Source organism: Micromonospora sp. NPDC000663, from assembly GCF_042898105.1.
Lineage (GTDB): Bacteria > Actinomycetota > Actinomycetes > Mycobacteriales > Micromonosporaceae > Micromonospora.
Genome location: NZ_JBIAYR010000007.1, coordinates 172011 through 191255, shown reverse-complemented (window position 1 = coordinate 191255; position 19245 = coordinate 172011). Strand labels below are relative to the sequence as shown.

Here is a 19245-nt window from a genome sequence, read left to right as displayed (position 1 = left end):
TCATCCTTCGCGTCCCCGGCTGAGGGTCAACGCCAGACGGGACGCCTTCGGCAGGTCCAGTGGGGGGATCCGGACCGGCGGACGGGGAGGTGGGTCGGCCGGGACGGGAGTGTCGTGGTGCGGGCGGCGCGGCACCGGGAGGGTGGCCCGGGCCTGGCCCGCCTGCTCGCGTACCGGAGCAGGGCCGCCGCCCGGTGCGGGCCGGCGCGGCGACACGACCTGGCAGGCGGCCATCGCCGCGCCGGTCGCGGCGGTCAACTGCGAATCGGGCTGCACCTCCACGGGCACCGCGAGAGCCGCCCCGACCAGCTCGGCGACGAGCGGGATGCGGGCGGAGCCGCCGGCCAGCAGGACGGCGTCGAGCTGCGCGGGCGTCCGGTCGGCGCCGTGCACCGTCCGCAGCAGGAGGTCGACGGTGGCCTGCACCGTCGGGCGGATCATCTCCTCGAACTGCGCCCGGGTCACCGGAATCCGCGCCGGGCCGCCCGGCAGGTTCACCACCACGTCGGCCGTCAGGTCGACGGTCAGCTCGCGCTTGACACGCGCGCACTCCGCCCGCAGGCCGCGCAGGGCGGCCTGGGTGCCCCGGCGCGCGCCGGCCGCCAACTCCCGGGCCAGCACCGTACGCACGTGCGTGGCAAGTGCCTCGTCGAAGTCGGCGCCGCCGATCGGGTCGAGACCCTGCGGGGTGCCGAAACCCTCGTACGTGCCGCGCGGGGTACGCCGCACCAGCGCCGCCTCGAAGCTGTTGCCGCCCAGCGCGTAGACCGCTGCCGTCGTACCGCCGAACCCGCGGGCCGCGTGGCTCTCCGCCACCGTCACCGTGCGGGGCAGCAGCGTGACGTGACGCAGGCCCAGGTCGGACAACGCCCGGTGCAGCAGATCCCGCCGGTACGGGCGCCAACCGGCCGGGTGACTGAGAACGATCGCCTCGGCCGGTGCCCCCTCCAGGGCGTGGACCCGATCCACCACCCACCCGGCCAGCTCCGCGGTGAGCGTCTGCGGCGCGCACGCCTCGCCGCCGAGCAGCAGCGGCACGTCGTCGCCGATCCGGCGGACGAAGTCCCTGGTGGTGCGGCTGCCGTCGTCGGTCGGCGGTTCCCCGACGCGCAGCGAGCCGTCCTCCGACAGGTACAGCACCGACGGCACGAGAGGCGAGTCGGCGCCGAGCCCGACGGGTTCCGGACGCGTCCAGGTCGTGCCGTTACGCCGTGCGACGGCGGCGGCCGTGTTGGTGCTTCCGATGTCGATCCCCAGGACGTACCGCATCCGTCTCTTCTCTCCCCGTGAGGTGGCCGGCCGGTGGGCGCTCGCGCCGACGACCAACCCCGGCGAACCCCCGTGGGCTCCTACGTTCGTACCAGAGATCGCTCCCTGGTCGGGACCCTAATCTGGCCGGGACGGTTTCCCCCTGTCCCCCTAACGTACGAAGCGGTGGAGCCCCTAGTTCAAGGGGATCGGATGCGGGCCGAGCCCCGATGTCCGGAGGTGCCCCCGGTCGTAGCGTTCCTGTCGACGCAAGACGGTCGCTGACGCCACATCCGAGGAGAACCGGCACATGGACTCGCAACAGACCCTCCACGACTTCGTGCTCGACCTGCTGACCAACCCCGACGCGCGGTCGGCGTTCGACCTCGACCCGGAGGGCGCGCTGCACGCCGCCGGGCTCAGCGACATCACCGCCGCCGACGTGCAGGACGTCGTCCCGCTCGTGGTCGACTACGCGCCGGGTCAGGGCCTCGCGCCGCTCGCCCCGGTCACCGGTCAGCTCGGCCTGGACCCGCTGGTGACCGACACCACCGACGTGGTCGGTCAGTTGCAGAGCGTGGCGCAGCAGATCAGCATCACCAGCTCGCCCAGCGGCCTGGACGTCAAGGCAGGCGTGCTGGGCGCCATCGCTGTCGACCCGAGCGCCGTCGCGGCCGGGGTCACGGTGCTGCCGGGGATCGGCCTGGGCGTCGGCCCGAGCGGTCTGGACACCGACCTGACCGGCGTGAACGACGTGGCGCACACCCTCGACGCCGACGTGGTGCAGCCGGTCGACGGCATCGTCGACCCGGTCCTCGGCGATGTCACGGGCACCGTCGGCAACACCGGCGGTCTGCTGGACACCGGCGACCACGGCCTGCTCGGCGGCGACCTGACCGGCGGCGTCCTGCCCGGCACCCAGGGTCACCTCGGTGGTGTGGTCGGCTCGCTGGGTGTCGGCGACACCCTCGGCGGGCTGGGCCTGGGCGACGGCGGCGGCGCCGTCGGCGGCGTTCTCCCGCCCCTTGACGTCCCGTCCACTGTGGGCGGCGTGACGCACCAGGTGGAGGGTCTCCTCCCCGGCGTCACCGGCACTGTCGGTGACGTGACCGGCGGTGTCACCGACGGTGTGCTCGGCGACACGCACGACGGGGGGCCCGCCTCGTCGGACCACGGTCTGCTGGGCATCACCGGGGGCCTGCTCTGACGGGGTGTTCCACCTGGAGCGGGAGGCCGGACCGTCTCGGGCGGTCCGGCCTTCTCCAGTTCCCCAACCGGTCCCTCTTGATAATTGAGCCGAAATCCGCACACTTGGTGCGGTGATGGCGGGGATCTGGTTGGACGTCCTGGACGAGATCGCCCGTACGTGCAGCGCGCACGGGCGAGACGACCTGCTCGAAACGGTGCGGCAGAAGCGTGCCCAACTGCTGGACCCGAAACTGCGCGTCCTGGTCATCGGCGAGCCCAACCAGGGCAAGAGCCAGCTGATCAACGCGATCATCAACGCGCCCGCCTGCCCGGTCGGCGACGGGCGTACCACGGTCCTGCCGACAGTCGTGCAGCACGCCGAGGCCGCGTACGCCGCGGTGGCCCAGGGGCCACCCCCGGGTCGAGGCGCCGGTGGCGCCGCCGTCATCGCCGTCGAGCGGACCCCGGTGGCGCTGGACCAGGTCGCGGCGGGTGTGGCAGGCACCGTCGGGCGCCGGTCCGGAGGCGGTCCGGCGTACGTCGAGATCGGGGTGCCCCGCGCGCTGCTCGGCGCGGGACTGGTGCTCGTGGACACTCCGGGCGCCGACGAGGTCGCCGCCGTCGGCGGAGCGGGCCCGGTCGCCTCGCCCGGTCGCGCGGACACGGTGCTGCTGGTCTCCGACTCGACCCGGGAGCTCTCGGTCACCGAACTGGACATGCTGCTGCACGTCATGCGCTCGCACCCGAACGTGGTGGTGGTGCAGAGCAAGACGGATCTCGTCGCGGACTGGCGAGCGGTGGCCGAGCGCAACCGCCAGCACCTGGCCGACGCCGGCATCCCCGCGCCGGTGATCCCGGTCTCGGCGACGCTGCGGCTGCGCGCGGCCACCGCCGACGACCGGGATCTGAACGCAGAGTCCGGCTTCCCCACGCTCATCGCGCGGCTGCGCCGGGACATGTCCGGCAAGGCCGACCAGTTGGCCCGTGGCGCGGTGCAGGCGGTGGCCCGGACGGTGGTGGAGCAGTTGGCGGCGCCGCTGCGCGCCGAGCTGGCGACCCAGGAGGCCGAGGAGCAGTCCGGGCCGATCTCCCGCCTGCACGCGGCGCAGCGTGAGGTCGACGAGCTGCGCCGCTGCTCCACCCGCTGGCAGAACACCCTGAACGACGAGGTCGCGGACCTGCTCTCCGACATCGAGTACGACCTGCGCGACCGGACCCGGCAGATCCTGCGCGCGGTGGACGACGCGTTCGACACGGCCGATCCGCTGGTCGCCTGGGACACCTTCCAGGACTGGCTGGAGCGCAGCCTGGTGGAGGCGGCGGAGGCGAACCACGAGTGGCTGATCCAGCGCTGCGACTGGATCGCCCGTCGGGTGGCCGCCAACTTCGCCAGGTACGGCTACGACGTGCTGCCGCCGTGGTCGATGACGATGCCCGACGACATCGGCGAGCGGCTGCCGGAGCTGGAGCGGCCCAAGATCGACCGGTTCACCACAGGGCAGAAACTGTTCACCGGCATGAAGGGCTCGTACGGCGGGATGCTGATGTTCGGTCTGGCGACGACGCTTGCCGGAATGCCGATGATCAACCCGGTCTCGGTGGGGATCGGCGCGCTGTTCGGCGGCAAGAGCATCCGCGACGAGAGCAAGCAGTTGCTGCGTCGTCGGCAGGCGACGGTGAAGACGGCCATCCAGCGGCACGTGGACGACGTCTTCGTCCGCGTCATCAGGGACTGCCGCGACGCCGTACGCCAGGTACAGCGGATGCTGCGGGATCACTTCACGGGGCTCACCGAGGAGCTTCAGGAGGCCATCGTGCAGTCGTTCCGCAGCGCCAAGCAGGAGGCCGACACCGACGCGGCCCAGCGTGAGCAGCGCCAGCGCGAGATCCGGTTGAGGATGACCCGGTTGGCGGCCGTCTACGAGCAGGCCCAGCAGCTCAGCGGCGCCCGTGCCACCCCGGGGCTGTTGGAGCCTCGGGCGTGACCGTCGGCGTACGCCTGGACGAGGCGGCGTGGGGGTTGCTGCACCAGGCGCTCGACCTCTACCGGGCCAATCCGCGGGCCGTCGGGCAGTTGCGGCACCAGGTGGCCCGGCTGGAGGAGCCGCTGCGGATCGCGGTCGCCGGCCCCTGGCGTTCGGGCAAGTCGACGGTGCTGAACGCGCTGATGGGTGAGGAGGTCGCGCCTGTCGAGGGAGCCGACGGCGCCTTCACATGGTACGAGGACGCCCCCGCGCCGCGCGCCACCGCGTACCCGGCCGGTCAGCCCCCGCAGGAGTTGACAGTGGTCAAGTCGGCGACCGGGATGCGTGTGGATCTGGGCTGGGGTGCGGGGGAGGTGCGTGACGTCGTGGTGCGGTGGCCGACGCGGGCGCTGCGGCAGATCACGTTGATCGACACCCCGGCGCTGAGCGGCGCCGGTGAGCGGGGCCACGTGTCGGTGATGGACCGGGTGCTGCGCGACGCGGACGCGGTGCTGTTCCTGACCCGCGACGGTCGCGACAGTGATCTGCGGGTGCTGGAGTCCGGCCGGGAGAGCGCCGTCGGCCAAGCCGCCCCGGTGAACGTGATCATGGTGTTGTCCCGGGCGGACGAGACCGGCGGTGGCCGGATCGACGGGCTGCTCACCGCTCGCCAGTTGGCGCGACGGCACTACCGCGATCCCCGGGTGGGCGCGCTGGCGGTGAACGTGGTGGCGTGCAGCGGGTCGATCGGACTGGCCGGCCGGATGCTCGGCGAGTCGGACTTCGGGGCCCTCGCGACGCTGGCCGGGGTCCCCCGCGCGGAGTTGGACACCCACCTGCTCTCCGCCGACCGCTTCCTCCGTGGCGACCTGCCGGTACGCGTGGACCCGGACCTGCGGACGGCCCTGCTGGACCGTTTCGGTCTCTTCGGGATCCGGTTGGCGACCACCCTGGTCCGCTCCGGCTTCGACACGCGGGTGAAGCTCTCCGCCGAACTCATCCGCCGCAGCGGCCTCACCGAGCTGCGCGAGGCGGTGACCCGCTGCTTCATCGACCGCCGCGACACGCTCAAGGCGCGGTCGGCGCTGGCCGCCGTGGAGGCCCTGCTCCGGGCCGAGCCGGTCCGGGGCTCCGCCGAGCTGGTCGCCACGATCGAGCAGATCCTCGCCGGCGCCCACGAGTTCCGGGAGTTGCGCCTGCTGGTGGCGCTGCGGCACACCCGGCTCGGGTTCGACGCGGAGCTGGCCGCGGAGGCGCAGCGGCTGATCGGTGGCGACGGGGTGGGGCTCGCCGCCCGTCTCGGTGTCGAGCACGAGGCGACCGTGCAGCGGCTCTGGGAGGTCGCCGCCGACGCGCAGTGGCGGTGGCGGGACCGGGCGGAGGACCCGGCGCTGCCGCTGGCCCAGCGCCGTGGCGCGGAGGTGGTCGTGCGCAGCTGCGAGGGGATGCTCGCGGAGCTGGCCGCCGGTGGGCGCTGAGGTGCGCTGACGGGTGGAACCCGTCACTGCGGGTGGCCGCCTTTATACCCCCTGGGGTATCGTTCGGCGCAGGAGGTGGCGAGCGTGAAGCTTCGACCCGAGATGACAGGCGAGGCGCTGACCCGTCTCAAGCGAGCCCGTGGGCAGCTGAACGCGGTGATCGAGATGATGGAGGAGGGTCAGGACTGCCGGGAGGCGCTGACCCAGCTCGCCGCCGTGTCGAAGGCCATCGACCGGGCCGGCTACAAGATCATCGCTTCGGGCATGCGGCACTGCGCCATCGCGCGCGATCGGGGCGATCAGCCCGAGATGACCGAAGAGGAGCTGGAGAAGCTGTTCCTCGCCCTGGCGTGAGCCGCCGGGTCTGAGGAGCCTTCTGGCGGGTGACCGGCTGCCCGCGCCGCGTGATCCCGGTGTGGGCGGGTAGGCGTCGTGCACTCGCAGACGTCTGCCTTCCCTATACCCCCGGGGGTATTCGAGTCTGAAGAAGGAGTACGCACATGACAGTCCAGGTGTCCGTCATCGCGACCTCGCCACTCGGTGACCGCAGCTACCTGGCCACCGACGGCCAGCGGGCAGTGGTCGTCGACCCGCAGCGCGACGTCGACCGGGTGCTGGCGCTGGCCGGCAAGCTCGGGGTACGCGTCACGCACGTGCTCGAGACGCACCTGCACAACGACTACGTCTCCGGCGGGCTGGACCTCGCCCGGCTCACCGGCGCCGAGTACCTGGTGTGCGCCGACGACGAGGTGGCCTTCGACCGCCGGGCGGTGGCCGACGGGGACGTCGTCACCGTGTCCGAGACGCTGCGGATCCGCGTCGCCGCCACACCCGGACACACCTTCCACCACCTGTCGTACGTCCTCGACGACGCCACCGACGGCGGGTGGTCACCGGTCGGCGTGTTCACCGGAGGGTCGCTGCTGTTCGGTACCACCGGCCGCACCGACCTGCTCGGCCAGCAGCACGCCCACACCCTCGCCCACCACCAGTACGCATCCGCCCGGCGCCTGGCCGACCTGCTGCCCGACGGCGCTCAGGTCTGGCCCACCCACGGCTTCGGAAGTTTCTGCTCCGCCAGCCAGGCCGATGCCCCCGAGTCGACTATCGGTCGGGAGAAGCAGGCCAATCCGGTGCTGCGGCTCGCCGCCGACGAATTCGTCACCGACACCCTCGCCGGGCTCGACGCCTACCCGGCGTACTACGCCCACATGGGCGTCGCCAACGCGGCCGGCCCGGCACCTGTCGACCTCAGCCCCGTGGCGCGCGCCGACGCCGCCGAGCTGCGGCAGCGGATCGACGCGGGGGAGTGGGTGGTCGACCTGCGGCACCGCAGGGCGTACGCCGCCGCGCACCTCGCCGGAACCGTCAGCCTGGGCCTCGACGGCCCGATGTCGACCTGGCTCGGCTGGCTGATCGACTGGGGCGTCCCGGTCACCCTGCTCGCCGAGACACCCGAGCAGGTCGCCGACGCCCAGCGCGAGCTCGTCCGGATCGGCATCGACAGGCCCGCCGCGCGCGCCACAGGCGCACCGGACGAGTGGGCCACCAGCCGGGACGACCTGCGTGAGCTGACAGTCGCCGACTTCGACGCGCTGGCCGCCGCCCAGACCGGGAACACCCCGGCCGGGCTGCCCGACCCGCGGGTCGTCCTCGATGTGCGGATGACGAACGAGTGGAGGGCGGGCCACGTGGCCGACGCCGTCCACATCCCGCTGCCCGACCTGCCCGGACGCCTGGCCGAGGTGCCCGCCGGGACGGTCTGGGTGCACTGCGGCTCCGGATACCGGGCCGCGGCCGCCGCGTCCCTGCTGGCCAACACCGGACGCGACGTCGTCCTGATCGACGACATGTTCGGCCGGGCCGAGCAGGCCGGCGTCGCCATGACCACGAATTCCTGAACCGAACGAGGAGACATGAACCCGTCCCACCCGCACAGCCTGGACGCGACCGCCCTGCGCGACCTTCTCGACTCGGGCGATGCGCCCCGGGTGCTTGACGTGCGTACGCCTGCGGAGTTCGAGTCCGCGCACATCCCCGGCTCCTACAACGTCCCCCTCGACCTGCTCCGGGAGCACCGTGACGAGCTGCGTCGGCACCTCGACGAGGACGTGGTGCTGGTCTGCCGCTCCGGGGCCCGGGCCGCTCAGGCCGGACAGGCCCTCGCCCAGGCCGGTCTGCCGAACCTGAAGGTCCTCACCGGCGGCATCCTCGCCTGGCAGGCCACGAACGCGCCAGTCAACCTGGGTCGGGCCCGCTGGGACCTGGAACGTCAGGTACGCCTCGTCGCCGGCTCCATCGTGCTGCTCAGCGTCCTCGCGTCGGTGGTGCTGCCGGGCGCCAAGTGGGTGGCCGCGTTCGTCGGCGCCGGCCTGACCTTCGCCGCGATCAGCAACACCTGCGCGATGGGCATGCTGCTGAGCAAGCTGCCCTACAACAGGGGTGCGCGCTGCGACCTGGACGCCGTCGTCGATCACCTGCGCGACCGGAGTCCGGCCGCGAGCAGGTCGTGACCTCTCTGGTCCTGACCCTCGCGTTGGCCGTGGTCATCGGCGTCAGTCTGGGCCTGCTCGGCGGCGGCGGATCCATCCTCGCCGTGCCGCTGCTGATCTACGTCACCGGCCTGCCGGTCGACGAGGCCATCGCCACCTCGCTGTTCGTCGTCGGCGTCACGAGCGCGGTGGCCCTGGTGCCGTACGCGTGGGCCCGGCGGGTCCGTTGGCGTACCGGCCTGCTCCTCGGTCTGGCGGGGATGGCCGGCGCGTACGGGGGTGGGCGCCTCGCGGCGGTCGTTCCGGGCACGGTGCTGGTGGTCCTGTTCGCGCTGATGATGCTCGCCACCGCCGTCGGCATGATCCGTGGTCGCCGCGCCGGTGACGGCGAGCCCGGCGACGACGCCGGACGAGGGCAGGCGCCGTCGCGGGCAGTTGCCGTCGGCGCGGCGGTCGGGGTCGTCGCCGGTCTCGTCGGCGCGGGCGGCGGGTTCCTCGTCGTGCCCGCGCTGACTCTGCTCGGCGGTCTGCCGATGGCCGTGGCGGTCGGCACCTCCCTGGCGGTCATCGCGATGCAGAGCCTGGCCGGGTTCGTCGGTCACCTCGCCGCCGTGGCGGTCGACTGGACGCTCACCGCCGCGCTCACCGCCGCCGCGGTCGCCGGCAGCCTCGTGGGGAGCCGGCTCTCCCGCCGCGTCCCGGAGCGTCGCCTGCGTCCGGCTTTCGGCTGGTTCGTCCTGGCGGTGGGCGTTCTCGTCCTGGGCCAGCAGGTGACCGCCCTGGCGGCGTAGGACGCTCAGGATCCCGCGAGCGCGCCGGTCTCCCGGTGGTTGACATGGGCGACAGCGTCGTCGCGCCTGTCGAAGACCGGAAACACGCCGTCCAGGCGCATGGTGTGCAGGACGGTCCGGATGAAGCGGGACGGCGCGGCGAGGCAGAGCGTGACACCACGGTCGCGGGCGTCGCGGTGGGCGCGGACGAGCTGACCACCGCCGGCCGGGGCTGCGGGCGGTCGGTGACGATCCGTGGCGAGCAGCTTCTCCACCCGCGTGCGCATCCAGACCGGCAGCAGCCGGTCGAGTCGCGAGAGGCGCCGGACAATCGCGCTGTCGGCGCTGGCGGCCCGGGGAATCGACGCGGTGCTCACCGGCCCTGCGGGACCGTGAGCAGGGCGGCGAGCTGGCGAAGGATCGCCGGGCGGGCGCGGTAGTAGACCCAGGTGCCCCGGCGCTCGGCGTCGACGAGCCCTGCGGCGCGCAGCGTCCGCAGGTGGTGCGAGATGGTGGGGCCGGTGAGGTCGAAGGCGGGGGTGAGGTCGCAGACGCAGATCTCCCCGCCCTCGGCGGAGGCGATCATCGACATCAGCTGAAGGCGGACCGGGTCGCCGAGGGCCTTGAACGCGGGGGAGAGCGCGGCGGCGGCCTCGGTCGGTAGGCGCCGTTCGGCCAGGGAGGGGCAGCAGGCCACGTCGACGGTCGCTTGTTTCGACATTCGTCTAGGTTGACAGTTATCTAATCAGCGTGCAACTGTCTGATTCGACAGACGTCGAGACAGTGTCTCAGGTAGCCGCACCCAGAACGGAGCCTCGCCGATGCCCGACCTCACCGTACGTCCGATGAGCGTCCGCGACGCCGACCGCGTCCTTGCCATCTACCAGGCCGGACTCGACGGTGGTGACGCGAGCTTCGAGGTCGTGGCACCGACCTGGGCGGCCTTCGACGCCAGCCGCCTGCCCGCGCACCGATTCGTGGCAGTCGACGGCGAGACCATCCTCGGCTGGGTCGCCGTCTCGCCGACGTCGACCCGTCAGGTCTACTCCGGAGTGGTCGAGCACTCCGTCTACGTCGACCCGGCAGCCCGGGGACGCGGAGTCGGCCGACTGCTGCTCGACACCCTGATCACCTCGACCGAAGCCGCGGGCATCTGGACGATCCAGTCCGGGATCTTCCCGGAGAACGTCGCCAGCCTCGCCCTGCACCAACGGGCCGGGTTCCGCGTCATCGGGGTCCGCGAACGGGTCGGCCGCCACCACGACCGCTGGCGCGATGTCGTCCTGCTGGAGCGGCGCAGCCCCACCATCACCTGACAAGGAGTCACCCGATGAACGCCCTGGACAGCCTTCCCGTCGTGGTCGTCGGCGCCGGTCCGACCGGTCTGGCCGCCGCCGCCCACCTGCACGAACGCGGTCTGCCCTTCGTCGTCCTGGAGGCCGGCGACACCCCCGGCGCCGCCGTACGGCAGTGGGGGCACGTGCGGGTCTTCTCACCCTGGCGCTACAACGTCGACCCGGCCGCCCGCCGGCTGCTCGACGAGGCCGGTTGGGTCGCTCCCGACCCGGAGGCCCTGCCCACCGGCGCGGAGCTGGTCGGCGACTACCTCCAACCGCTCGCCGAGCTGCCCCAGCTCAAGCCGCACGTCCGGTACGGCGCCCGGGTCGGGGCGATCAGCCGCCTCGGCCTGGACCGGCTGCGCACCGCCGGACGCGACCGCACGCCGTTCCTGGTCCGCCTCACCGACGGCACCGAGCTGCTGGCCCGCGCCGTCATCGACGCCTCCGGCACCTGGGACACCCCCAACGTCCTCGGCGCGTCAGGCCTGCCCGCCCGGGGTGAGGCCGACGTCGCCGCATACCTCGAGCACGCGCTGCCGGACGTCCTCGGCGCCGATCGGGACCGCTTCGCCGGCCGGCACACCCTCGTCGTCGGCGCCGGCCACTCCGCGGCGAACACCCTGCTGTCCCTGGCGGAGCTGGCCGCCGCCACGCCCGGTACCGAGGTGACCTGGGCGATCCGCACCACCTCGCCCGCGCGGACGTACGGCGGCGGGGACGCCGACGCCCTGCCGGCGCGCGGGGCGCTCGGATCGCGGCTGCGCCACCATGTCGACGCCGACCGGATCCGCCTGCTCACCGGTTTCTCGGTGCACGCCCTCACCCCTGCCGACGGCCGGGTGGTCGTTGTGGTGCGGCATGCCGACGGTGGCGAGGAGGCGGTGGCCGTCGACCGTGTCGTCGCCGCCACAGGCTTTCGCCCCGACCACTCCATCGCCTCGGAACTGCGCCTGGACCTGGACCCGGTCCTGGGCGCCACCCGCGCCCTGGCGCCGCTGATCGACCCGAACGAGCATTCCTGCGGCACGGTTCCTCCGCACGGCGTCGACGAACTCGCCCACCCGGAGAGGGGCTACTACGCGGTCGGCATGAAGTCCTACGGTCGGGCGCCGACGTTCCTCATGGCCACCGGCTACGAGCAGGTCCGCTCCGTGGTCGCGGCCCTCGCCGGGGACTGGGCCGCCGCCCGTGACGTCCAGCTCGACCTGCCCGAGACCGGCGTGTGCACCAGCAACGCCGCCGACGCGGCGTCCGGCGACGGCTGCGGGTCGACCGCAGAACCCGAGCCGGCCGGCCGTGGCCTGGCCGCCGGCCTCACCGGTGACCTCCGGTCCGCGCCGCTCAGGCTCGTCGCGCTCGACGCGGGTCAGAGCGGCGGCTGCTGCGCCAGCTGACGTCCGTCCCGGGCGGCGCGGTCACCGTCGGCTGGCGCACGCCACACAGGTACGCGCCGACGGGCGGGCGGCGAGCCGTTCGGCGGGGATGGGGCGGGAGCACCGTTCGCACACGCCGTAGTTGCCCGCGTCGACCCGGCTCAGCGCCACGTCCAGTTCCGCCAGGCGTCGACGTGTCGCGTCCAGGACGGCGGTGAGCTGGGCCCGTTCGAACGCGATAGTGCTGCCCTCGGGGTCGTGCTCGTCGTCGGCGTTCGACGACCGGGACGCCTCGAAGAGGCTCCGCAGGTCGCCCTCCAGCGCGGTGGCCTGGCTGGCCGTCTCGTCGCGCCGCCGGAGCAGGTCCGCGCGGATCGCGCTGGATTCGCTGTTCATGGTGGTTCAACGGTACGCCGGACGACCGGGACCTCCGTGCGCGCTCATCCTCGGGAGCGGAGGTCCTCGCGATGGGGGCGGCCGTGCCCGTCCTCACGGTCGATCCGCAGTTCCCGTTCCAACTCGGCGATGACCGCCCGCAGGTCGTCCAGCCGTTGGGTGAGCGCGATGCGGTCCACCTCGTCGGGGACGCCGTCGCCGTCCTCGTCGTAGCCGGGGGCCAACCGCTCGGTCATCTCCAGCCGGCGTGCCTCCTCCATCGAGTTGACGATGACCGCGATGAGGATGTTGAGGAGCAGGTTGACCGTGATGATCACGTAGCTGACGTAGTAGAGCAGCGTCCACGGCGACATGGCCAGTCCCTGCTCGATGAGGTCGGGCAGGGTCTCCAGCGACAGCAGCACGAACAGCGTCAGCAGCGACCGGCCGATGTCGCCGTACTCGTCGGGATAGCGGTCGCCGAAGATCAGCCAGCCGGCCATCCCGTACACGTAGAGCGTCACCACGGCCAGGGCGAGGAATCCGGCGACGCCCGGCAGGCTGCGCCACAGGGCGGAGACGATGGTCCGCAGGCCCGGCGAGAACCGCACCAGCCGCACCATCCGGGCAACCCGGACCACGCGCAGCAGGGCCGAGTCACCGTGCAGGCCCGGAACGAAGATGGCCGCGATCACGAGGAAGTCGAAGACGTTCCAGCCGTGCCTGAAGAAGTCCTGCGGACGGCGGCCGTAGGCCGCCAGCCGGATGGTGATCTCCAAAACGAAGACCGCGCGGAAGAGCCATTCCAGCCCGTGCAGCGCCGCGTTCGCGGGGATCAGACCGTCGTACGTCTCCAGGCCGAGAACGACGCCGTTGGCGAGGATGGCGACGACGATGACGATCTCGAAGGGGCGTGACCGGGCGAGCCGCGCGCAGGCGTCGGCCAGCGCGGGCCGGCGGTGCGGGGGCATGGCGAGCAGCCTATCCAAGATCAAGCTCGCCCGGCGAGCGCGCGACCGCTCAGGAATGGCCCGCCAGGTCCGGCGTCACGGGTGCGGCGAAGAAGTCGACGAGCGGTTCGACGATCCTCGGGTGTGCGCGGTTGATGGCGTCGTGGCCGCTGCGGGGGATCGTCAGCGCCCGTGCGCGAGGCAGTGCGCGGGCCAACGCCTCGTTCATGTCGGCGTAGTAGGGCGGGCCGTCGGCGCCGCAGGCCAGCAGCACCTCCGCGGTCACCCCGGCCCACCGCGTGGCGGGCCCGTCGTGCGCCAGGATCAGGGCCGTCTCGTCCAGCGTCATCGGCAGCAGATCGCCCATCATGCGGCCGATCGGGGTCTGCAGGAAAGCGCGGATGATCGCCACCCGGACGGCGAGCGGAAGCCTCGCCGCCGCCATCTGCGGGTTGATTCCGGCGGTCGTGATGGCGAGACCCCTGGCGATGTCGCCATCACGTGCCGCCGCGCGTGCCGCCTCGAGCCACGCGAAGGGCATGCCGCCGTCGACGGAGATGGCGGCGTCGTAGAGGGCGAGCCGGTCGATCGGCAGATGACGTGCGCCCTCGAGTGCGATGAACCCGCCGGCACTGTGGCCGATGACGTTTCTGGCTCCGGTGTTTTCCAGCACCGTGGCGAGGTCGTCGATCTCCTGGCCGACGGTGTACGGCTCGGATCTGGGTGGCGCGTCGGCCCGTCCCCGCCGGTTGTAGAGGTGCACGGTGAACCGGTCGGCGAGGGCGGCGGTCAGCCGGCGGTAGACGTCGATGGTGACGCCGCCGCCGTGTACGAGGACGATCCCCGGGCCGTCGCCCGTGGAGTGCAACGCCACGGTCTGCCCGTCGCGCGCCCTGATCCGCTCCGTCATCGGTCCGCCTCTCCGTGTCAGCAAACTGCGAACGACGTTTGCAGTTTACAGTGGATCGGTGACCGACGCACCCAGGAAATCCGGCGACCCTGCCGCCGACGGTCGGCAGTCGGTCTGGGCCCGGCCCGAACGGGGCAGCCGTGGACCGGCGCCGGCCCACAGTCGGGACGCCATCGTCGTGGCGGCCATCGCCCTGGCCGACGCCGAAGGGCTCGCCGCGGTGTCGATGCGTGCCGTCGCCACCGCACTCGGCACCGGCGCGGGATCGCTCTACCGCTACCTGTCGTCCCGCGACGATCTGCTGGACCTGATGACCGACCGTGTCGTGGGGGAGATGCGGCCGTACCCGCAGGATCGGGGCGACTGGCTGGACACGATGATGCTGCTGGCCCGTCGGCAGTTGGCGCTGCACCGCGCCCACCCGTGGCTGCTGGACGTGATCCATCGCGGCTCCGGTGTCGGCCCCGAGGGCCTGGCCTGGTTCGACAACTGCATCCGGGTCCTGGAGCCGGTGCCCTGTGCCGTCTCGGCCAAGTTCGAGGCGATCGCCATGATGACCGGCGTGGTGACCCTGTTCGCCCGTAGCGAGGCCGCCTCCGGGGCGGTCGGTTTCGCGGGCGTCGACCTCGCGGCGTACCCGCATCTGGTCGCGGCGCTCCGCCAACCCTCCGCGCCGCCGCCCCCGGAGGACCTCTTCGAGCGGACGCTCCGCAGCATGCTGAGTGGCCTGCTCACCGACCCGGCATGACGTCGGACGGCGACGCGGAGGGCTGTGCCGCAGTGGAGGTCGGCTACTTCGGCGTCGCGGCCGGTCAGCCCCGCGCGGCCCGGATGGCGTCGCGCAGCGGGGTGCTCGGCCGGCCGATCAGGCGGCTGAGGTCGTCGCTGTCGGTCGCCAGCTCGCCGAGGGCGATCGAGTGGTCGAGCGCGGCGACGAAGCCGGCGGTGCCGGCGTCCAGCCCGACGCTCTGCAGGGTGGCGGCCAGGTCGGTGGCCGACATGTCCCGGTGCACGACAGTGGTGCCGGTGACCTCGGTGACGGCCTCGGCCAGTTCGTCGAAGGTGAACGCCGTGCCGCCCAGTTCGTAGACGACTGTGCCGCCCTCGTCGCGGGTCAGCACCGCGGCCGCGGCTGCCGCGTAGTCGGCCCGGGTCGCGGCGGAGACCCGGCCGCCGCCGGTGGCTCCGAGGATGGCGCCGCTCTGGAGGTACTGCGGTAGCTGGTCGGTGTAGTTCTCGGTGTACCAGCTGTTGCGCAGCGCCGTGTACGGCAGGCCCGACGCGGCGAGGACCGCCTCGGTCGCCTTGTGCTCGGGTGCCAGGGGGTTCGTGGTCGTGTCGGCCTTCAGGATGCTCGTGTAGACGACGCGCTCGACCCCGGCGAGTCTGGCGGCGTCGATGACGGCGGTGTGCTGGGCGACACGCTGCCCGGGGGTGTCGCCGGAGATGAGCAGCAGGCGGCGTACGCCAGCCACGGCGCCGGGCAGCGTCGACGGGTCGTCGTAGTCGGCCTGTCGGATCTCGACGCCGCGCGCGGCCAGGTCGACGGCCTTGTCGGTGTCGCGGACCACGGCGGCGATCTCGGTGGCGGGCACGCCTGTGTCGAGCAGGCACTCGATGACCAGGCGGCCCAGCCGGCCGGTGGCGCCGGTGACGGCATAGGTGGGCATGGGGACCTCCGAAGGGGCGGTAATGATCGGCAAGCACTTACGAATCTACAGTACGAATGATTGTGTAAGCGTCGGGTAGGCTGGTGAGGTGAACGACAAGCCGGCCCACGACCCGGCGGGGCCTACCCAGGAACTCGTCAGCGATGTCTTCGCGCGGGGCTGCACCTCGCGTGCTGCCTTCGAGGACGTGACCTCGAAGTGGGCCTCACTCGCGCTGCTCGCCCTCGGCGAGGGCCGGTACCGGTTCAACGCGCTGCGGCGGCGCATCGACGGGGTCAGCGAACGGATGCTCTCGCAGACTCTGCAGACGCTCGAACGCGACGGCATGCTCACCCGCGAGGTGCTCACCGCGATCCCGCCGCGCGTCGAATACTCCCTGACGCCCCTCGGCGCCCGCGTCGCCGAACAGTTGCGTGGCCTCGCGGACCTGCTGGAGGCCTCGGTGCCCGAGTTGCAGACGGCCCGCGAGCGCGAGCGGGCCTAACGCACGCCAGCCCGCTCCCGTCGCACCGCCGGCCCCGGCCGCCGGGTGCGCTGGATCAACACGACGCACGCCAGCACCATCACCGCCGCCACGATCGAGGTGGGGGTGACGTTCTCGCCCAGCAGCAGCGCCGACCACCCGAGGGTGAGTACCGGCTGCGCGAGCTGGACCTGACCGACCTGCGCGATGCCGCCCCGGGCCAGCCCCGCGTACCAGGCGAAGAAACCCAGGAACATCGAGACGACAGTGAGGTAGCCGAACGCCGACCAGCCGACGGTGTCGGCGTGCGGCCGGTCGGCCAGCGCGGCGACGACAGTAACGGGCACGGTGACGGGCAGCGACAGCAGCAGCGCCCAGCAGATCGTCCGGGCGCCGCCCAGATCGCGGGCCAGCGCGCCGCCCTCGGCGTAGCCCAGGCCGCAGAGCACGATCGCCGCGAGCAGGAACACGTCGGGCAGGGTGATCGTGCCGCGTACCGCGCCGCTGGCGGCGAGGAAGGCCAGCACCGCCAGCAGCCCGCCGGCGCTCGCGATCCAGAACAGCCGCGGCGGGCGTTCCCCCGCCCGCAGCACCGCGAACACGGCGGTCATCGCGGGCAGCGCGGCGATGACGACCGCGCCGTGCGCCGAGGTCTGGGTGAGCAGCGCCAGCGAGGTGAACAACGGGAAGCCGACGACGACGCCCAGGGCCACGACCGCCAGCCGCCGCCACTGGCCGCGCGAGGGCCGTGGCGCGCCCGTGAGACGCAGGTACGCCCAGGCCAGCAGACCCGCGCCGACCGCGCGTCCGAAGGCGACGAACCACGGATCGAGTTGTTGGACGGCCAGGCGGGTCGCCGGCAGGGAGAGGCTGAAGCCGAGCACACCCAGCGCGCCGAGGGCGAAGCCGCCGGCCCGGCTCGTTGTTACCGTGCTGGCGGTAGTAGCGCTACTATCGTCCTTCATGGAAGACGGTAACGCAGCCGCTCGCGTTATCCAAGATCTGCGGGTGCTGGTGGCCGCCGCGGGTCCGGGCGCCCGACTGCCCTCAGTCCGGGAGTTGACCGCCCGGCACCAGGCCTCACCTGTCACCGTCGCCGAGGCCATCCGGCGGTTGGTGGCCGAAGGGCTGATCGAGGCGCGGCCCGGCAGAGGCACCTTCGTGGCCGCCGCGCCGGACGTGCGGCGCGTACCCGACCTGTCCTGGCAGACGGTCGCGCTCGGCCCCCGCCCGTCCGGCGAGAGCGAGATGCAGGCACTGCTGGCGCTACCGCGCGACGGTGCGATCCCGTTGTCCGGCGGCTACCTGGACGCCGACCTTCAGCCGGCCGCCGCGTTGGGCGCCGCCCTCGCCCGCGCCGCCCGCCAGCCCGCCACCTGGCAGCGCGGACCGGTCGAGGGGCGCGAGGACCTGCGCGCCTGGTTCGCCCGCGAGGCCGGGACCGGGCTGCGGGCCGAGGACATGGTGATCTGCCCCGGTGGGCAGGCCGCGCTGTCCTCGGCGGTGCGGGCGCTCACCGCCCCCGGCGACGCCCTGCTCGTCGAGTCCCCGACCTACCTGGGCGCGCTGGCCGTCGCACGAGCCGCCGGACTCCGGGTGGTGCCCGTGCCGGCGGACGCCGACGGGGTACGCCCCGACCACCTCGCCGCCGCGTTCGCCCGCACCGGCGCGCGGCTCTTCTACTGCCAGCCGCTGCACGCCAACCCGCACGGCGCGACGCTCGCGGCTGACCGCCGGGTCCGGGTCGCCGACGCGGTGCGCGACGCCGGCGCCTTCCTGATCGAGGACGACTACGCCCGCGACCTCACCATCGACGGTCCGGCCCCACCGCCGCTGGCCGCCGACGACCCCGACGGCCACGTCATCTACCTGCGTTCGTTGACCAAGTCGACAGCGCCCGGGCTGCGCGTCGCGGCGATCGGCGCCCGCGGGCCGGCCGGTGCCCGGTTGCGGGCGGCACGGCTGCTCGACGACCTCTTCGTGGCAGGTCCACTACAACAGGCGGCGTTGGAGTTCCTCACCTCCCCGGCGTGGTCGCGACACCGTCGGACCCTCGCCACATCGCTCCGGACGCGCCGCGAGGCGTTGGTGGCCGCGCTGCGGCGACACCTGCCCAGCCTCTGCCCGCAGTCGGTCCCGCGTGGCGGCCTGCACCTGTGGATCCGCCTGCCCGACGGCGTCGACGACGTGACGGTGGCCGCCGCCGCTGCCGCCGAGGGCGTCGTCGTCTTTCCGGGTCGCCCCTGGTACGCGGCCGAACCCCCGGCACCGCACCTGCGCCTCACCTACGCCGCCGCCGCACCCGACCTCATGGACGAGGCCGTCGGCCGCCTCGCCCGGGCTCTGCGCGCGGAACGGGCACCTGTCTAGTTGGTGTCCTGCGCGCAGATCGTGGTCATCTCGGCCAGGTAGCTCGCGAGCGTGGGCAGGCCGGCCTCGGCGCGACGTCGTTCGACATCGGCCTCGTCCCTGATCGGGGTGGCCGGGACGGGGCCGTCGGGTCCACATCGGATCTGCGTCCCGTACTCCTGCGGCTCGCCCCTGCCTGTCGCGACCCGGTCGTGGAGGTAGGCGAGGTTGCCCGGCGACGCCTGGCCGGCGGCGACGGCCGCGCGTAACAGGTCCAGCGCCTCCTGCTGGAACGCGGGATCCAGGTCGGAGTGTTGGGCGATGGCCCACGCGGCGTTGCCGCCGTCCTCGCCGACCAGGGCGAAGGTCGGCCAGCCGTGGGCCCGGACGATGTCCTTGAGCCGGGCGGTGCGCGCCTGGTCGGACTCGGCCTGCGGACTGCCCTCGCGGTCGGCCTGGTCGCGTTCCAGCATCGCGATCAACTCGTCGTGCAGCGCCTTGTCGAAGGCGACAGGGGAGGCTGACGCGCTGGACGGGGCCGGGGGAGTGGGGGTAGGTGTGGTGCCACCCGTCGGTGTGCCGGCCGGTTCGGGCGCCGTGTCGCACGCGGCGAGGATCAGCAGGCCCACAAGCGTCACCGCGACCCGCGAGGGGAGCTTCACGGGGCCGATTGTC

19 protein-coding genes and 2 pseudogenes are annotated in these 19245 nt (G+C 73.0%); 12 read left to right on the top strand and 9 right to left on the bottom strand.

Annotation, left to right across the window (positions count from 1 at the left end; all coding sequences use genetic code 11):
* Positions 1-1269 carry an Hsp70 family protein gene (locus ACFY1S_RS23220; protein ID WP_387121645.1) on the bottom strand — a complete coding sequence of 423 codons (1269 nt, stop codon included), beginning with the start codon at positions 1267-1269 and terminating at the stop codon, positions 1-3.
* A gap of 289 nt (positions 1270-1558) precedes the next feature.
* Here ACFY1S_RS23220 and ACFY1S_RS23215 point away from each other — a divergent pair, with 289 nt between their 5' ends.
* From ACFY1S_RS23215 to ACFY1S_RS23185, 7 genes and pseudogenes are all read left to right on the top strand, one after another.
* Entirely contained in the window at positions 1559-2455 is an 897-nt protein-coding gene (locus ACFY1S_RS23215; protein WP_387121642.1) for an IniB N-terminal domain-containing protein, read from the top strand.
* Positions 2456-2570: 115 nt separating this feature from the next.
* On the top strand, positions 2571-4421 hold the full coding sequence (locus ACFY1S_RS23210) for a dynamin family protein (protein ID WP_387121714.1): 1851 nt from the start codon (positions 2571-2573) through the stop codon (positions 4419-4421).
* Positions 4418-5878, top strand: a complete 1461-nt coding sequence (locus tag ACFY1S_RS23205) for a hypothetical protein (RefSeq protein ID WP_387121639.1) — start codon at positions 4418-4420, stop codon at positions 5876-5878. Before ACFY1S_RS23210 ends, ACFY1S_RS23205 begins: the two co-directional genes overlap by 4 nt.
* An 84-nt stretch (positions 5879-5962) precedes the next feature.
* On the top strand, positions 5963-6232 hold the full coding sequence (locus tag ACFY1S_RS23200; protein WP_387121636.1) for a metal-sensitive transcriptional regulator: 270 nt from the start codon (positions 5963-5965) through the stop codon (positions 6230-6232).
* Positions 6233-6378: 146 nt separating this feature from the next.
* Positions 6379-7779 (top strand): rhodanese-like domain-containing protein, encoded by a 1401-nt coding sequence (locus ACFY1S_RS23195; RefSeq protein WP_387121633.1) that lies wholly within the window; start codon positions 6379-6381, stop codon positions 7777-7779.
* Between the two features lie 15 nt (positions 7780-7794).
* Positions 7795-8391, top strand: coding sequence for a rhodanese-like domain-containing protein (locus ACFY1S_RS23190; RefSeq protein ID WP_387121631.1), 597 nt, complete (start codon positions 7795-7797; stop codon positions 8389-8391).
* Positions 8388-9143, top strand: a pseudogene (locus ACFY1S_RS23185) (sulfite exporter TauE/SafE family protein); the annotation flags it as partial. The gene ACFY1S_RS23190 and the pseudogene ACFY1S_RS23185, both read left to right, overlap by 4 nt.
* Before the next feature lie 23 nt (positions 9144-9166).
* Here ACFY1S_RS23185 and ACFY1S_RS23180 read toward each other — a convergent pair.
* Both ACFY1S_RS23180 and ACFY1S_RS23175 read right to left on the bottom strand, forming a co-directional pair.
* Positions 9167-9364, bottom strand: a pseudogene (locus ACFY1S_RS23180) (STAS domain-containing protein); the annotation flags it as partial.
* A 149-nt stretch (positions 9365-9513) separates the two neighbouring features.
* On the bottom strand, positions 9514-9861 hold the full coding sequence (locus ACFY1S_RS23175) for an ArsR/SmtB family transcription factor (protein ID WP_387121628.1): 348 nt from the start codon (positions 9859-9861) through the stop codon (positions 9514-9516).
* Between the two features lie 100 nt (positions 9862-9961).
* On the opposite strand from ACFY1S_RS23175, the gene ACFY1S_RS23170 reads away from it, so the two are divergent.
* The gene (locus ACFY1S_RS23170) at positions 9962-10456 is read left to right on the top strand and encodes a GNAT family N-acetyltransferase (RefSeq protein ID WP_387121626.1); all 495 of its coding nucleotides are present in this window, start codon (positions 9962-9964) and stop codon (positions 10454-10456) included.
* A gap of 14 nt (positions 10457-10470) precedes the next feature.
* On the top strand, positions 10471-11874 hold the full coding sequence (locus tag ACFY1S_RS23165; protein WP_387121623.1) for an FAD-dependent oxidoreductase: 1404 nt from the start codon (positions 10471-10473) through the stop codon (positions 11872-11874).
* 21 nt (positions 11875-11895) lie between these two features.
* Here the strand turns inward: ACFY1S_RS23165 and ACFY1S_RS23160 are convergent, their stop codons facing one another.
* From ACFY1S_RS23160 to ACFY1S_RS23150, 3 genes are read right to left on the bottom strand one after another with little or no spacing between them, the layout of a single operon-like run.
* Positions 11896-12249, bottom strand: a complete 354-nt coding sequence (locus ACFY1S_RS23160; protein ID WP_387121620.1) for a TraR/DksA family transcriptional regulator — start codon at positions 12247-12249, stop codon at positions 11896-11898.
* 44 nt (positions 12250-12293) lie between these two features.
* The gene (locus ACFY1S_RS23155) at positions 12294-13199 is read right to left on the bottom strand and encodes an ion transporter (protein ID WP_387121616.1); all 906 of its coding nucleotides are present in this window, start codon (positions 13197-13199) and stop codon (positions 12294-12296) included.
* 49 nt (positions 13200-13248) lie between these two features.
* A complete protein-coding gene (locus ACFY1S_RS23150) occupies positions 13249-14088 on the bottom strand; it encodes an alpha/beta fold hydrolase (protein WP_387121613.1) in 840 nt (279 codons plus the stop codon).
* A gap of 58 nt (positions 14089-14146) precedes the next feature.
* Here ACFY1S_RS23150 and ACFY1S_RS23145 point away from each other — a divergent pair, with 58 nt between their 5' ends.
* Complete coding sequence (locus ACFY1S_RS23145) at positions 14147-14836, top strand: TetR/AcrR family transcriptional regulator (protein WP_387121610.1); 690 nt, start codon at positions 14147-14149, stop codon at positions 14834-14836.
* A 64-nt stretch (positions 14837-14900) separates the two neighbouring features.
* Here ACFY1S_RS23145 and ACFY1S_RS23140 read toward each other — a convergent pair whose 3' ends face one another.
* Positions 14901-15758, bottom strand: coding sequence for an NAD(P)H-binding protein (locus ACFY1S_RS23140; RefSeq protein ID WP_387121607.1), 858 nt, complete (start codon positions 15756-15758; stop codon positions 14901-14903).
* Between the two features lie 88 nt (positions 15759-15846).
* Here ACFY1S_RS23140 and ACFY1S_RS23135 point away from each other — a divergent pair, with 88 nt between their 5' ends.
* A complete protein-coding gene (locus ACFY1S_RS23135) occupies positions 15847-16242 on the top strand; it encodes a helix-turn-helix domain-containing protein (protein ID WP_364376581.1) in 396 nt (131 codons plus the stop codon).
* Here ACFY1S_RS23135 and ACFY1S_RS23130 read toward each other — a convergent pair.
* On the bottom strand, positions 16239-17186 hold the full coding sequence (locus tag ACFY1S_RS23130; protein WP_387121603.1) for a DMT family transporter: 948 nt from the start codon (positions 17184-17186) through the stop codon (positions 16239-16241). The genes ACFY1S_RS23135 and ACFY1S_RS23130 overlap by 4 nt on opposite strands.
* Between ACFY1S_RS23130 and ACFY1S_RS23125 the strand changes: the two genes are divergently transcribed.
* Positions 17185-18591: a PLP-dependent aminotransferase family protein gene (locus ACFY1S_RS23125; protein ID WP_387121600.1), complete on the top strand. Its 1407-nt coding sequence runs from the start codon at positions 17185-17187 to the stop codon at positions 18589-18591. The two genes, ACFY1S_RS23130 and ACFY1S_RS23125, sit on opposite strands and share 2 nt — an antisense overlap.
* Here the strand turns inward: ACFY1S_RS23125 and ACFY1S_RS23120 are convergent.
* Positions 18588-19232: a DUF6624 domain-containing protein gene (locus ACFY1S_RS23120; RefSeq protein WP_387121597.1), complete on the bottom strand. Its 645-nt coding sequence runs from the start codon at positions 19230-19232 to the stop codon at positions 18588-18590. The two genes, ACFY1S_RS23125 and ACFY1S_RS23120, sit on opposite strands and share 4 nt — an antisense overlap.
* Positions 19233-19245 lie beyond the last annotated feature (13 nt).